Here is a 14681-nt window from a genome sequence, read left to right on the forward strand (position 1 = left end):
TCGCTACTACAGTTTGCTGTAACACTCCACAGGCATAAATTCCGATGTAGCCCACCGTACATATATACAATCTATTTACGTTAGTATTGTATATTTTTTTGCTTGTAAAAGGTTGATTGACGCGTTCAAATCTCTACCTATTACATTTCCACAGTCACATTCATATACTCGTTCGGATAGTTTTAAGTCTACTTTCTTTTGACCACAACATGAGCATAACTTCGACGAGGGATAGAGCCTGTCTACTTGACGTAGTTCAATTCCATATTCCTCACATTTCGCCAATAACCATGTTTGAAATGTATAAAAGCATTGCTTCGCAACTGCTTTAGATAGATGTTTGTTCTTCATCATACCTTTCACATTCAAATCTTCTACTGTAATAAATGTTGGCTTGGTTTTCACCACATCATTTACAATAGACTTTACATACGCTAATCGAATATTTGTTAACCTGGCATGTAGTTTTTGCACTCTAAGAATATTTTTATCTATATTCGCTCTTTTGTTAGTAACAGATTTTTCACCTCTCTTTTTTATATTTTCAAATTTACGCGATAAAAAACGTTGCTCACGTCTTAACCGTTTTTCTATCTTTTTTACTCTTATTGTTTTGTTGATGTTTTCATGAACGATACCGTCGCTACGTATAGCGAAATCCTTCACCCCTAAATCAATACCTAAACCTGTTTGGTTGAAAGTTGGCTTCGTTTCTGTTTCTTCCAATTCGCAAAGCACGGATACAAAATATCTTCCTGCTCTTTTACCTATCGTTCCACTTTTTACAATCGCATTTTTGGGAATATACCCATATTCTTTTAACCTTACCCAACCAATTGTGGGGATTTTTACTCTATGCCTTTCTACTGTCCAATCTGTTTTGTTGTTTTTAGGAAAATAGCACTTCACATCTTGCTTCTTCTTTTTCTTATATCGTGGAAATTTAGATAAACCCTTAAAAAATCGCTTAAAAGCTTTATCCCCGTTCATAATCGCTTGTTTTACAGCTTTACTTGATACTTCTTTTATCCACTGGTCACATTCTTTTGTATAGACATTGTTCAACCATTTTGAAAAGTCATACCCACTTAAAAACTTTCCTTCGGCTTCATACAACTCTTTATTTTTAGAGATATACAGGTTGTAAACATATCTGCACACACCAATAGTCTGATTTATTCGAGGTATTTGTTCTTTTGTCGGATGGATTTCTATTAGATATGCTCTTTTCATAAATCTTTATCCTCCGGTATTTTCTTCTTGAATCCCCATATAGTCTTTATACTGTTTATCTGTATAAAATCTTCTTCCTTTAGGGTTTCGGTAAGCAGTCAATACACCCTCGTTATCCTTCTCTGTAAAGTTCTTACAGACACATTGATTATTTCAGCGAATTCTTTTGATTTATATTGTTTCATAGGTAGAATGTAACATATTTATCTGCATTTGCGTATGTTTTATACAACTGTATTGATCTCCTTACTTCCTAATATTTCCCTTCGAATATTTCACTATAACTCTTTTATGATATCAATTCCAGTCTTTTCTATTCATTTAAAGTAAAAAACCGAAAAAACATTTTTGACAATGTTTCCCCGGCTTTTTATTATAATTAAGATCTTTCTTTATTTTTGTTCTTTAATTTTAATTTGTGCATCTTTATAAAATGCTAACTTATTATCATTATACTCTTTTGTATGTTTATTAAATTGTTCCTTCGCCTTTTGCGCTTCCACATTTAACTCATTAACAGTTTTAACTTTTTCACCAATTTCTTTTAACTTCGTTTCTTTTACTTTTAATTTTTCATACAGTTCTTTTTCAGTCGCTAACGCCTTCGTGTAATTCTCATTCATCTTTTGGAAGGCATCATAACGATTTTTATACGATTCTTCTACTGTTTTTGCTTGTTTTTGTAATTTCTTATCTTCGAGTTTTTCAATATTATTTTGAACGGATGTCGTTTCTTTCTGCGCTTTTTCTAACTGTTCCTTCTCGTTTTTCAATACTTTTTCACGCTCGTCTACATTTGCAGTAGCTTGCTCTATTTTCTTTGAAACTGCTTCATTATGCTCTTTACCTTCTTGTAAAATTTGAGAATAAAGTTCTTGTCCTTGCTTTTCTAACTTCTCTAATTTTTTTGTGTCATCTGCTAAAGATTTTTCCTGTGTAGATGCTGCTTCAAAAGCCGTAAATAAATTTTCTTCTGGCTTTTCACCGAAACAACCTGATAATAATCCTACTGATAATGCTCCAACTACTGCTACTTTTCCATATTTCAACTTCAATTCCTCCATTACATACGGTTATCATGCCAGAGGTTCACGGGGAAGTGATTCTCTTCATGATATGCTTCAAACTCATAACCCTTTTCTTTTAGACCCTTTAATATTGCTGGCACAGCTGCGACTGATTGCGGATGAATATCATGCATTAAAATGACTTCTTGAGGATTTGTTGCACCAGCTAATACATTTTGAGCGATTTGTGCTGCCGCTGCATCGACTGGTACTTTATTGTATTTCCAGTCTAAAGAATCAATTGTCCAGTCCCATACTTTAAGACCACCCTCTACTACTTTGTTTCGAAGGCCTTCATTTAAACCAGGCTTCGACCCGTATGGTGGACGTGTTAATTGAGGTGATTTTCCAATAATATTTGCGATTAAGCTTTGATCTTCTTTCATTTCATTAACATATTCGCCATTTTTATATAACTTCGCAAAATTGTGTGTCATACTATGCATTCCAACATAATGACCCTCTGCATTTTGACGTTTTACTAAATCAGGAAACGCTTTTACATTCGCTCCGATTAAAAAGAATGTCGCCTTCGCATCATGCTGTTTTAACATATTTAATAATTCAGCCGTATATTTTCCTGGCCCATCATCAAATGTAAGATAAGCAACTTTTCTTTCCATTCCGTTAAAACGACTTGGCGCCGTTTTATTCATTTCAACTTTCGATTGTTCACTTGCAAGCTGCACTATATTTTCTTGCTTAGCAACAGCTTTTGCTGGTGAAGTAATAGATTGAAACATGAAATACCCAATAGCTACTATTGCAATCGCTACTGAAACAACTGCAACTCGTTTAATTTTAAAAGCCTTTTCCATTCTATCGAATTCCTCTCCCTATTAATCTTATATATAAATCACCCAATATAATTATACATCTATTTATTTTATTACACTATATAAACAATCTAAAATATGAATTATAATGGGAGTTTTATCAAAATTGTTGTTCCTGCCTCAACAAACTCTTTATTCTTTTCATACCAATTCTTGATTGCACTATGTACAACTTTCAAGAAGATTTGTTTTAACCTGTTTGATCTTCATCTTCTATCAATTCAATTCGCTTTCAACTTGCAATGAGATGAATTTATTTTCTCTATTTTAGGAGTTAATTACCAAATTCTTTCCTCTAGTATATCGTACAATTGCACCTTTTGTTTATATAAATTAAAATGATTTGACTGTAAACGTGAAAAAACTAGTAGCCCTTCTACTAAAAATAAATGAAGCAATCCATTTCCATAAAAAAAGATTGGCTGAGGCCAACCTTTTTTTATACTTATTCATTTCGAGTTGGTTTTGGTGTAACACCTAAATGCTCATTTAACTTAGTCGAAATATCTTTCACATTTTTTTCGTTTGGAATGTAATAATAAATACCACCAATACGCTTATCCGTTCCTTCTATTTGCATCTTTTCCATTTGCAAATCTGATCCTGCCATATTTTTCGTAATAGCAAGCATATCATCAAACGTTAAGTTTGTTTTCATATTTTTATCAACTGCATCAAGTAAAGAGCCCATTTTACTAATTGATTGAACAGACATTGCTTTTTTCGCAATTGCTTCAATTACAAGTTGTTGCCTTTGACCACGCATTGCGTCACTGTCAATTTTACGCGTTCTAGCAAGTGCAAGGGCTTGTTCACCATTTAAATGTTGGTAACCTTTTTCTAAATGGATCATACCTGCTTGGTCTTTACTATCTTGTTCTGTGAAAGTAACAGGTACATCAATATCAATACCACCAATTGAATCTACAATTTGTACAAATGACTCAAAGTTAAACTTCACATAATAATCAACTGGTACATTTAAAAATCTTTCCACTGTATCTCTTGTACTTTCAACACCACCAAATACGTGTGCGTGTGTAATTTTATCTAATTTCTTTCTAGATGGAATATAAACACGTGAATCACGAGGAATGCTTACTAATTTAACGGATTTATCATCTTTATTAATTGTCGCTAATAAAAGTGCATCTGTTCGAACCGCTTCACCATATTGGCTTTTTCTCATTTCGCTTCCATCGACACCCATGATTAAAATCGAAATATTATCCTTTAAAGGTTCCACTTCTTTGTCCCTTTTTGATGACTTATCAATTTGTGCATATGCATCACTTACAACAGCTTTTGCTTTGTTATATATAAACGATCCATATCCTACTCCTCCAAAAACAAGTAGGAAAAATGGAATTAAAATGAACCATTTTATTGATTTTCTTTTAGAACGTTTTTTACTGCTTCTCGTATCTTGTTCTAATTCAGAGCTCATGTTCATTCTCCTCTCTTTCTCTTTTCCTAGTATAATGTATGTCTAGTAATCTTCATATTGAATTTCCTTTCAATCACCTTACATTTTTGTAAGGTTACATCATGAATCCAATATGTATTCCATTTCACATTATACTCTCGTGCTTATTTTTGGCAAGTCACTATTTATCAACTTCAAAAATTTAACACTTCAAAACGTTCAAATTTACAGATTTATCATTCTGTTATTTGCAGGTAGTAAGACTTTCACCTCATAATTTATCAGGAATAAAAGAGTCAAGTTTGGGCCGTGAAATTTTGATTGGTGATGACTAATAATCAGTGAGGGATAAATCCCCCACTGATTAAAATTTCACTTTATTATTTCTCATTTGGTGTGTATATCATTTGCTTCCCATTATTATAAATTAAAGCTGATTTTGCTTTTATTTTCGTTTTTTCTATTTCCACATCATCATTAGAGAAATTCACAATAATTTTAATATCTTTTCCATATGAAGCAGATTGGACTAATTTATCTTCTGACAAATATGCAAAGTTCGTCATTTCTTCTTTTACTGCCTTTTCATGAACTTCATTCCAAACTTTCAGATGCTGCGTAATTTCTTGTTTATGCTTATTCCACTCTACTTCATCTAAATGGTACAACGGAGGCACATTATACAATAACTCATATAACATTCGGTTTCCTACCTCATCTTTTACTTTCAAACTTCCCCATTCCCAGTGGTGCGTTGTAATTACAGAATCATTGTATACTAATTTATATAACGGTACCGAATATACTGGATTTAAATATACTTGTTTATATTCTTCTTTTAACGGTACTTGTTTTGCATATTTTTCTGGAACATTTTGATTCGGTGACCAATATCCGCCCACATAATACGGACTTGTTTTATTTTTCCTCATATCTTCATCGTCCCATTTAATAACAGGCGTTTCAATGCCGTGAGCAAATGCAATCGTGCTACTTGCAAAGTCATTTCCGCCTTCTGAGCCAACTACCATACCCTTTTCTTGCGCAATATAATCCATTCGTTGCAACCTTGCTTGTAAATCTTGTTCTTGTGTCGTTAAATGTTTTGTTGAATAATCATCATAAATTTCGCCCGTCGCGTCACAATCAATAAACCATGAATTATATTTAGGGCCATTTTGTAATATATCGTTCATTCGTTCTTTTACACTAGGAAGTGATAATGTCGGATTTAATTTTCGGCCTCTCCCTAAAAACCCTTGCACTTTCTCACCATTTTTCTTCGTTACAGTGGCTTCTTCATATAACGATGGGTCATTAAAGGAAGCTGTGTTCCAATTTTTATCACCTTTTTCGTGAATGGAATGGTAAGAATCATACGGACCAACTAAATATCCCATTTCCTTAGCTTCTGTAACGAAATTAGGCTGCATAAATCCTTGTTCCCAGTTCGGTAGACCAATCCACGCTTTGTCTATCCCTACTTTTTTCATTTCCTTTATTATATCCGTTCCATCTGCCTTACCCCATTTACTTACTTCTTCAACTGCATCACCGAGTACTGACTTTAATAAATGTTTATTTAAGCTATACAGCTCTGTCTTCGATAAGTGATCTACACCTTTCTTTAATAACACACTAGCTTCCTGATTAACTTTCGGGAAAATATCCTCTTTATACAATTCCTTCATAGATAATACTTCGTTTGTATAGCGTAAAATAACATTTTTTTGGTACTTATCAATGAAATCTTGTTTACTTACTTGCTCAAACACACTCAGTTCTCCAGGCTCCGAACTATTCTTTTGAATAAGCCCTTTTATATGACTAAACACCGGGCTATTTATTTGCTCTCTTAGCTTCGGCCAATTCACGTTACTTTCTGATAAACCATTTTGATTCCAAAAGTAAAAATGAGCTGCCCCGTAAAGTTTTTCGATTTCTTTATTTTTTCTTGCCTTTTCTTGTAATGTTTTAAATTCACCTTTTCGAGCAATATTATCCTTATACAGTTTAGCGATACTTACTGCATCATTATTTGTCACATATAATTGAAATCCATATGTTTTATTTTTATTTATACTCGGGAATTCATGTGTAAAATCAAACCCTATTTTCGGATCTGAATGAAATTTCAATTCATTATTAAACATATTGTTCGCAATATATACGATCGAATATTTAGAACCATTTAATGCAAAAAACTTCATAGAAAATGATTCAGCAAATGAATATGCATCATCCTTTAAAAACTTCTTCCAATTCTCATCATTACTCGGAATTTGCTTACCTTCCCATAACGGAAGTGTATAATTTTCAGCTTGCACTTTTGGCCATGTAAAACTTTCTGCACCAGTCGATTCCACTTCAATATTTAAGTGGTCTTTTTTCTTTTCTAAATTTACTTTTACTTTTTGATCCGGATATTCCCATGATGTATGATCCTTGTTTTTTTTCAAATTCGATACCTTCATTTTTGGTAACGGTTGTGATGCCTGTTCTTTTACACCATCATGTTCTACAGTTAACGTAAAAGTCTCAGGATTTACATCGTAAGTAAAATCTTTATACGTCGCTTTCTTTATTTTAGACTCTTGTAAAGCATCATTACCTTTTACATCACACCCGACTAAAGTCGAAAGTGACAATGTTGTAAGAAGACATATCGCTATCATTTTTTTCATCTTCTGCACCTCCACCAATGAATATACAGGTGGTTTGTTACAGGAATATGGCAAAAAAATAATAGAGCTAGCATTATGCTAGCTCTATTATGAGCAAAAAAAATTTACGTATTACTATAATCTGTTTAAAGAAAATATGTAATACAGTGGAACTTTAATCCTTGTTTTTTTATTCTCACTAATAATTAGATCAAGCAAATCTAAATTCCATCAAGCTTCCCTTAACTGAAAAAGTAACTATATATAATATATCCTAAAACTAGCACTAAAATTAATATCCCTGTACCTTTCCAATTCATACCACCTGTCATATCAACAGGGCTACCTGATTCCACCCTGTTGAGTCCATCATTCAAAGAACCGGTAGGATTATTTTTCAATTCACTTTGTCTCATGCGTTCTCTTTTTTCTTCTGGTGACTCTTTTGAACTCATATAATCACCTCTAAATTTAATGTTCATTCCGAAAAATCCCCTTTAAAATAGATTCTCCATAACGTAAAGAAAGCTAGCTATGCTAGCTTTCTTTATAATCCAATATGTTCTTCCTTATTTACAGTAATCCCTTTATGATCAATTTCAAGCTCACATACTTTCATAGCTGCAAATACTCTCGCTAATTGGTCAGCTATTTCTTTACGCTTCTCGTACGGAGTTAAAATAAAAATGGATGGTCCCGCACCACTAAGCGCTGTGCCATATGCTCCGAATTCTTTTGCACATTTACGAATTGATGGTAATAACGGTACAAGTTCTAAACGATATGGCTCGTGGAAATGATCTCGTTCCATCATTTCACCTACAACTTCCCACTTCTTTTGACATAATGCAGCTACTAATACGTTACTTATCGCACTAGCCTTAACCGCTTCATGAAACGGAAACATCTCTGGTAATACAGATCGACTTTCCTCCGTATTTAGCTCTTCATTTGGAATAAGAGAAATTACGCCTAATTCCTTACTTTCAATCCTTACAACCGAAACATTCTTTCCATCCAGCGCTCCGATTACAGTTCCACCTAAAATAGAAGCAGCAACATTATCTGGATGTCCTTCAAAATTTGTAGCAATTTGAACTTTCTGATCAATTGTTAAGTTCAAGTTTCCAAGCTGATTCGCAAGCTCTATTCCTGCTACAATTGCTGATGCACTACTTCCTAGACCTCTTGTCAGCGGAATATTACTAGTAACTTCTATTATATAGGGTGATAAAGAAGGAAACACTTTACATGCCGTGCTAACAATTAAATTTTTATCGTCTGTTGGAATTGAATCTTCAAAGGAATGGATTACTTGCCATTTATCTGCTTCCGCCTTTACCACCACATCTAAATATAATGACAATGCTATTCCTACTGAATCAAATCCAGGTCCGACATTCGCTGTACTAGCAGGGACACGTACTCTCAATGGTATCACGACATAATCACCCCTTTAATATGATCTTTAATTTGATCTATATCATTTGACACACTTGCAATATCAAATTTATTAGAAGAAATTGCGATATCAGGATCTTTCAAACCGTTTCCAGTTAAAACTGCAACAACCGTTTCTCCCTTTTTGATTTTTCCAGATTGCACATGTTTAATGACGCCCGCTAATGAAGCATTTGATCCTGGCTCTGCAAAAACTCCTTCAGTTTTTGCTAACAATCTATACGCATGTAATATTTCTTCATCTGACACCATATCTATTTCACCATGAGACTGCTCGGCAGCCTCTACTGCATACGACCAACTCGCTGGGTTACCAATACGAATCGCTGTTGCAATCGTTTCAGGTTCTTCAATTACATGCCCTTTTACAATTGCAGCTGCTCCTTCGGCTTCAAAGCCGTGAATTCTTGGTTTTTTATAACCCTTTTCTTTTTCATATTCACAGAATCCTTTCCAGTATGCTGTTATGTTCCCTGCGTTCCCAACCGGAATAGCTAGAACATCTGGTGCATTTTCCAACTGGTCGCAAATTTCAAATGCTGCTGTTTTTTGTCCTTCAATTCGGTAAGGATTTACTGAGTTTACTAATGTAATCGGCTCTTCTGCAGCAATATTTCTTACAGCCTTAAGTGCATCATCGAAATTCCCTTCTATTGAAATGATCTCCGCTCCATAAGCAACTGCTTGCGCTAATTTCCCATGCGCAATCTTTCCTTCTGGTATTACGATAATACATTTCATTCCGAGGCGTGCCGCGTATGCGGCAGCTGATGCTGATGTATTACCTGTAGATGCACAAATGATAGCCTCTGAACCTTCTTCTTTCGCCTTTGCAACTGCCATTACCATACCACGGTCTTTAAAAGAACCCGTTGGATTCGCTCCTTCATATTTTCCGTATAACTGAATCCCTAATTGTTTTGATATATTTAATAATGGAATCAGGGGTGTATTCCCTTCCATTAAGCTGACATCAGGTGTGTTTTCATTCACCGGTAAATAAGAAGCGTACTGTTTTAATAGTCCTTTATACATATTGTTTTTCCTCCTCAATAATGTAGTAACTGTTTATTTCACTTGCGACATCTTCTATCGCTCCTAAAACTTGCTCGAATTGATATTTTGAAGTTTGATGCGTCACAACAACGACTTCTGCAAGCTCACGATTCAAAGGTAATTGAATTACCTCTTTTAAACTCACAGAATAATCGACGAAACATTCTGTTATTTTTTTAAACATTCCAGGCTCATCTCGTAATGAAATGCGCAAAAAGTATTTTGAAACTACTTCTTCATCTCCTTGTAATTCATACGGCTCCGGTTCTTTTAATACACTTTTATTTTTCGGAACTTGATTCATATTTTTAACGATTGAAATAATGTCACTTACTACAGCAGAACCAGTTGGTAACTTCCCAGCTCCAGGTCCGTAAAACATCACTTCTCCTACTGCTTGACCGTGAACATACACCGCATTAAATTCATTATTCACATTCGATAGCGGATGATGACGTGGTAATAAAGTCGGTTCTACACTTAAGTGAATGGATGATCCTTGTTTTTCAGCTTTACCAATTAATTTCATTGTAAATCCTAATTTTTCGGCCATCTCTAAATCTTCTTTTTCAACCTTTCGAATACCTCTAACTTGAACATCATCTAAAGAAACATTCATCGAAAAACCTAAGTTTGCAAGAATTGCTACCTTTCTCGCAGCGTCTAGTCCATCTACATCCGCTGTCGGATCTGATTCTGCAAACCCTAATTTTTGCGCTTCTTGTAAAGCCTCTTCATACGACCATCCATTTTGACTCATCTTTGTTAACATATAATTTGTTGTTCCATTTACGATTCCCATTATTTTTTCAATTTGATCTGAAGCTAGCCCGTCTGATAATCCTCTTAATATTGGAATCCCACCGGCTACACTCGCTTCGTAACATAGGTCACATTCATTTTTATTTGCCAGTTGCAGAAGCTCCGCACCATATACAGCCATTAAATCTTTATTTGCTGTTACGACATGTTTCTTACTTTGCAAAGCCTTCACAATATGCTCTTTCGCTTCTTCAATTCCGCCCATTACCTCTACTACAATATCAATATTTGAATCATTTAGAACTTCATCGACATTACTTGTTACTACGATTCCATCAATGCAAACATCACGTTCCTTTTCCAAATCACGTACAACGACTGTCTTTACCTTTACTTCATATCCTGTATCAAGAGTGATTTTTTTATAATGTTCTTTCAAAATATGGACAACACCACTTCCGACAGTACCTAATCCTAATACCCCAACATTAATAACGTTATTCATCTTCTAATCTCCTCCTAAATAGTTTAATTGTTACACCTGTGAATCACCTTACTCTGCTTTTTAATCATGCAGGTGGTGGTTATTTCCGTACGTACTAATCGTTTCATGTTACCGCACCTCCTTTCAAAGTAATAAAAAAACACACTCATCCCTAGGAAAGGGACGAATGTGTTTTCGTGGTTCCACCCTTGTTCCAACCTAGACTTACTTTCTTCTAGATTGCTCAAGTTCAGATAACGGCTGATACCGTCAATAATTACTAGATTGCTCGTTCACTATTGAAGTTCAAAGGTGGTAAGATCATTTCTCGTGTTAGGAAGCTCACAGCCTTGGCCTCCCCCTCTGTAAACCGTAAAAATGTTCTCATGTCCTTATCGTTACTTTTTCGCTCATGTTTATTTGTTAACTCATTATACTCGCATAAAAAACAAAATCAATACTATTTTTTAATTATTTTAAATTTTCAATCTTAAAAACTATAAAAAAAACACACTCATCCCTAGGAAAGGGACGAATGTGTTTTCGTGGTTCCACCCTTGTTCCAACCTAGACTTACTTTCTTCTAGATTGCTCAAGTTCAGATAACGGCTGATACCGTCAATAATTACTAGATTACTCGTTCACTATTGAAGTTCAAAGGTGGTAAGATCATTTTTCGTGTTAGGAAGCTCACAGCCTTGTCTTCCCTCTCTGTAAACCGTAAAAATCATCTCATGTCCTTATCGTTACTTTTTCGTTCATGTCTATTTGTTAACTTATTATAGTTATCAACTTTTCAAAAAGCAAGCCTATTTTTCTTCACAATTTTTAAGAATATGAATAATTATATTTTAAAATAACAAATCATCTAATACAGATTTATTCTCTTGCACATATATTCATCACATACAAATTAGCAATATTCATAGTTAAAGTCTCACTCTAAAACGTTTAGAGTTTCATACTTCAACACTATATTTAAAAAATAATTTTTAATACAATCTTTCCCTATAACTTTCTTCTAAAGAACGTGCAACTTCCTCTTCTGAAGCATTCACTTTCGCATGCTCCATTAACATTTTCGGTGCTGAAGGTAGCTCTGTTTTATTTAACCATGACTCTGGATCCCACATTTTTGAACGAATAAAAGCTTTTGCACAATGAATATAGCATTCTTCTATTTCAACAACAATTCCAAGTAATGGATTGTGTCCATTCGCCTGCATTTCTTTCAAAATTTCTTCATCGTTCGTAATATATGCTTTACCGTTTATTCGGAGTGTTTCCCCAAGACCCGGAATAAAAAAGATTAACCCTACGTGCGAATTTGAAATTATATTTAAAATAGAGTCTATACGACGATTACCCGGTCTTTCTGGGATGATAATTTTATTTTCATTTAATACATATACAAATCCAGGTGCGTCTCCCCTCGGCGAAGCATCACACTCTCCGAATTTATTTGCAGTAGATAATACTAGAAAAGGCGATTTAGACAGGAAATCTACACAATGGTGATCAAGTGATGAAATAACTTTTTTCAAAGCCCGTTCACTTGGTTGCCCCAATATTTGTCGTAATTCTTCCTCAGTTGAAATTATTGATTTTATTTCCTTATTCTCTATCTTCACTAATAATCACTCCTTTTTCTTTATTTTCCCAAAATTCAATACAAATATTGTATAATAAAATTTGCAGAAAGGGGAATTAAAATGACAGAGTGGTTAACAATATTTGATCCTGAAAGAAATACACTTGGAAAGAAATTACGTGATGACGTGCATCGTGACGGTGATTGGCACGAAACATTTCATTGCTGGTTTGTAGAAAAAGATGCTGAGGATATGTTCTTATATTTCCAATTACGCTCTAATAATAAAAAAGAAGCTCCGGGTATATGGGATATTACATCCGCCGGACATATTATGCATGATGAAGATGTACTAATTGGCGGTCTACGTGAAATTGAGGAAGAACTGGGTCTTTCCTTCCAAACGAATGATTTAACATACAAAGGAATCTATAAAATAGATTATGAAATTTCAAGCCTTACTGATCGTGAGTTTTGTCATATGTATTTCCACAATGTAATAAAACCACTTCCATTTGCACCAGGTGAAGAAGTAGACGATGTGATGAAAGTACATGCAACTTCTTTTCTACAACTATTAAGAAGAGAGATTTCATCTTTAACGACTAATTCTGTTTTAAACAGTAATCCGATAACGATAACATTTGAAGATATTTATCCTTATGCTCTTGAATACTATGAATTTGTTATAGTGCAAGGACAAGAATTGCTAAACAAAAATAGTTTATAAAAAAATAGGACTCCCAGCTTACTTTATTCGGGAGTCTTATTTTTTTATTGCTCAAGTATCTTTAATTTTTTCTCTACTCGTATAAATAATCGTATAATTAACAACAGCATAACAATCATAATCGCTATCATTGTATGTGGATATCTAAACAGTATACTAATAACACTTCCAATTAACATCATAATGAATCCATTTTGTTTCATCACTTCTGCACTATACTTGTTACCTGCATCCCATAATTCCTTATTTTTCATAGACCGTTTCGTACGGTAACCATATGCTGCGTTAATATCCGTCGGTGGATTTTTTTGAAGAATAAGTGCCGCAAGTATAAATATAATACCAATCAATATGCTCATTCCTATGTTTACTAGTGCATCCATCAATTATATCCCCCCTAACTTACACCTTCATTATACTATACAACTCTTAAAATCCCAATTATTAACATTTTTATTTTCTCTCTTTAGATGTCTGGAACATACTTGGAAGTGTTACAAAACGTGCCCCTTTCGTTTTTAACTGCGGAATGATTTTGTCTAGTGCATCGACAGATCCTTGCAAATGTCCACCTGGAGTCGAATGTTGAAGTATGACACTTCCTGGAAATGAATTCCCTAACACATTATTTGTAATTGTATCAGCACTTACCCCTTTCCAATCAACTGTATCAACACTCCACTGTACAATCATAAAATTTTGCTCTGTCGCCCACTTCAATTGATTTTCAAGTATTTCACCGTATGGTGGACGTATAAACTTCGGTGCATAACCAGCTAAATGATTTAATATTTCTTCCGTTTTTATAATTTGATTACGGTATTCAGCCTCATTTACTTTCGCTAAATTCGGATGATTATACGTATGGTTACCAATTACATGCCCTTCATTCGCGATACGCTTTACTACATTCGGAAACTTTTCTGCATTTTCACCAAGTAAGAAAAAAGTAGCTTTTACATTATATTGTTTTAACTTATCTAAAATTTTTGGCGTAAATACTAAATCTGGTCCATCATCAAATGTAAGAGCTACTTCCGCTTTATTGTATGGTCCTGAAAATGCATACGCATATTTTTCAACCCATGAAAAAGGTGTCCATGACCCCCGATTCTCTTCCTTCACTTTGACTTGATCATTTTGCGGAACATTTAATACATACGGCACTGCGTCTATATAGTTTCCATAATAAAATGAATGATATGGCATATAAGCATACGAAACATTTCGTTCTAGTCCCCAATGAAATGGAACGAACATTTCTGGTGCGTAAAAATAATACATGATAAAAACCTCCCTAAAATTTCATATGTGATTCATCTGTACTTTGTTAGAGAAATTCTTATTCATGAACAAAAATAAGACTGTCCGT

At 34.2% G+C, this 14681-nt stretch carries 13 protein-coding genes, 2 pseudogenes and 2 other annotated features; of the genes and pseudogenes, 1 reads left to right on the plus strand and 14 read right to left on the minus strand.

The window, feature by feature from the left end:
* Positions 1 to 75: 75 nt before the first annotated feature.
* The 12 genes and pseudogenes from BG05_RS21655 to BG05_RS21700 form a co-directional block, all read right to left on the minus strand.
* Entirely contained in the window at positions 76 to 1233 is a 1158-nt protein-coding gene (locus BG05_RS21655) for an RNA-guided endonuclease InsQ/TnpB family protein (protein ID WP_003188736.1), read from the minus strand.
* Positions 1234 to 1265: 32 nt separating this feature from the next.
* Positions 1266 to 1418 (minus strand): annotated as a pseudogene (locus BG05_RS31710) (MerR family transcriptional regulator); the annotation flags it as partial.
* 207 nt (positions 1419 to 1625) lie between these two features.
* Positions 1626 to 2282 carry a YkyA family protein gene (locus BG05_RS21660; protein WP_002086134.1) on the minus strand — a complete coding sequence of 219 codons (657 nt, stop codon included), beginning with the start codon at positions 2280 to 2282 and terminating at the stop codon, positions 1626 to 1628.
* A gap of 14 nt (positions 2283 to 2296) precedes the next feature.
* Positions 2297 to 3118: a peptidoglycan-N-acetylglucosamine deacetylase gene (locus tag BG05_RS21665; RefSeq protein ID WP_002126936.1), complete on the minus strand. Its 822-nt coding sequence runs from the start codon at positions 3116 to 3118 to the stop codon at positions 2297 to 2299.
* A gap of 134 nt (positions 3119 to 3252) precedes the next feature.
* Positions 3253 to 3519 (minus strand): annotated as a pseudogene (locus BG05_RS32195) (sensor histidine kinase); the annotation flags it as partial.
* A 62-nt stretch (positions 3520 to 3581) separates the two neighbouring features.
* Positions 3582 to 4583 (minus strand): LCP family protein, encoded by a 1002-nt coding sequence (locus BG05_RS21670; RefSeq protein WP_002126935.1) that lies wholly within the window; start codon positions 4581 to 4583, stop codon positions 3582 to 3584.
* 359 nt (positions 4584 to 4942) lie between these two features.
* On the minus strand, positions 4943 to 7246 hold the full coding sequence (locus BG05_RS21675; protein ID WP_016126787.1) for a glycoside hydrolase: 2304 nt from the start codon (positions 7244 to 7246) through the stop codon (positions 4943 to 4945).
* 221 nt (positions 7247 to 7467) lie between these two features.
* On the minus strand, positions 7468 to 7680 hold the full coding sequence (locus BG05_RS21680) for a DUF6366 family protein (RefSeq protein WP_003188727.1): 213 nt from the start codon (positions 7678 to 7680) through the stop codon (positions 7468 to 7470).
* A 92-nt stretch (positions 7681 to 7772) separates the two neighbouring features.
* Positions 7773 to 8666: a homoserine kinase gene (gene thrB, locus BG05_RS21685; protein ID WP_002126931.1), complete on the minus strand. Its 894-nt coding sequence runs from the start codon at positions 8664 to 8666 to the stop codon at positions 7773 to 7775.
* Entirely contained in the window at positions 8663 to 9721 is a 1059-nt protein-coding gene (thrC, locus tag BG05_RS21690; RefSeq protein ID WP_002126930.1) for a threonine synthase, read from the minus strand. Before thrC ends, thrB begins: the two co-directional genes overlap by 4 nt.
* A complete protein-coding gene (locus tag BG05_RS21695; protein WP_002126929.1) occupies positions 9714 to 11009 on the minus strand; it encodes a homoserine dehydrogenase in 1296 nt (431 codons plus the stop codon). The genes thrC and BG05_RS21695 overlap by 8 nt, the downstream gene beginning before the upstream one ends.
* A gap of 155 nt (positions 11010 to 11164) precedes the next feature.
* Positions 11165 to 11396: a binding site (T-box leader), on the minus strand.
* A gap of 116 nt (positions 11397 to 11512) precedes the next feature.
* Positions 11513 to 11744, minus strand: a binding site (T-box leader).
* A gap of 236 nt (positions 11745 to 11980) precedes the next feature.
* Entirely contained in the window at positions 11981 to 12619 is a 639-nt protein-coding gene (locus tag BG05_RS21700; RefSeq protein ID WP_003188719.1) for a pyridoxamine 5'-phosphate oxidase family protein, read from the minus strand.
* A gap of 81 nt (positions 12620 to 12700) precedes the next feature.
* On the opposite strand from BG05_RS21700, the gene BG05_RS21705 reads away from it, so the two are divergent.
* Positions 12701 to 13309 (plus strand): NUDIX hydrolase, encoded by a 609-nt coding sequence (locus tag BG05_RS21705; RefSeq protein ID WP_002168603.1) that lies wholly within the window; start codon positions 12701 to 12703, stop codon positions 13307 to 13309.
* Positions 13310 to 13353: 44 nt separating this feature from the next.
* On the opposite strand, the gene BG05_RS21710 is transcribed toward BG05_RS21705, so the two are convergent.
* Entirely contained in the window at positions 13354 to 13692 is a 339-nt protein-coding gene (locus BG05_RS21710; protein ID WP_002012358.1) for an SdpI family protein, read from the minus strand.
* A gap of 70 nt (positions 13693 to 13762) precedes the next feature.
* Positions 13763 to 14593 carry a peptidoglycan-N-acetylglucosamine deacetylase gene (locus BG05_RS21715; protein ID WP_002031366.1) on the minus strand — a complete coding sequence of 277 codons (831 nt, stop codon included), beginning with the start codon at positions 14591 to 14593 and terminating at the stop codon, positions 13763 to 13765.
* Positions 14594 to 14681 lie beyond the last annotated feature (88 nt).

It is taken from the genome of Bacillus mycoides (assembly GCF_000832605.1).
Taxonomy (GTDB): Bacteria; Bacillota; Bacilli; order Bacillales; family Bacillaceae_G; genus Bacillus_A; species Bacillus_A mycoides.

Coding starts and splice junctions, on each gene's coding strand:
- BG05_RS21715 (WP_002031366.1), bottom strand. CDS start 14,593: ATGTATTATTTTTACGCACCAGAAATGTTCGTTCCATTTCATTGGGGA.
- BG05_RS21695 (WP_002126929.1), bottom strand. CDS start 11,009: ATGAATAACGTTATTAATGTTGGGGTATTAGGATTAGGTACTGTCGGA.
- BG05_RS21655 (WP_003188736.1), bottom strand. CDS start 1,233: ATGAAAAGAGCATATCTAATAGAAATCCATCCGACAAAAGAACAAATA.
- BG05_RS21710 (WP_002012358.1), bottom strand. CDS start 13,692: ATGGATGCACTAGTAAACATAGGAATGAGCATATTGATTGGTATTATA.
- BG05_RS21670 (WP_002126935.1), bottom strand. CDS start 4,583: ATGAGCTCTGAATTAGAACAAGATACGAGAAGCAGTAAAAAACGTTCT.
- BG05_RS21705 (WP_002168603.1), top strand. CDS start 12,701: ATGACAGAGTGGTTAACAATATTTGATCCTGAAAGAAATACACTTGGA.
- BG05_RS21675 (WP_016126787.1), bottom strand. CDS start 7,246: ATGAAAAAAATGATAGCGATATGTCTTCTTACAACATTGTCACTTTCG.
- thrC (WP_002126930.1), bottom strand. CDS start 9,721: ATGTATAAAGGACTATTAAAACAGTACGCTTCTTATTTACCGGTGAAT.
- BG05_RS21665 (WP_002126936.1), bottom strand. CDS start 3,118: ATGGAAAAGGCTTTTAAAATTAAACGAGTTGCAGTTGTTTCAGTAGCG.
- BG05_RS21680 (WP_003188727.1), bottom strand. CDS start 7,680: ATGAGTTCAAAAGAGTCACCAGAAGAAAAAAGAGAACGCATGAGACAA.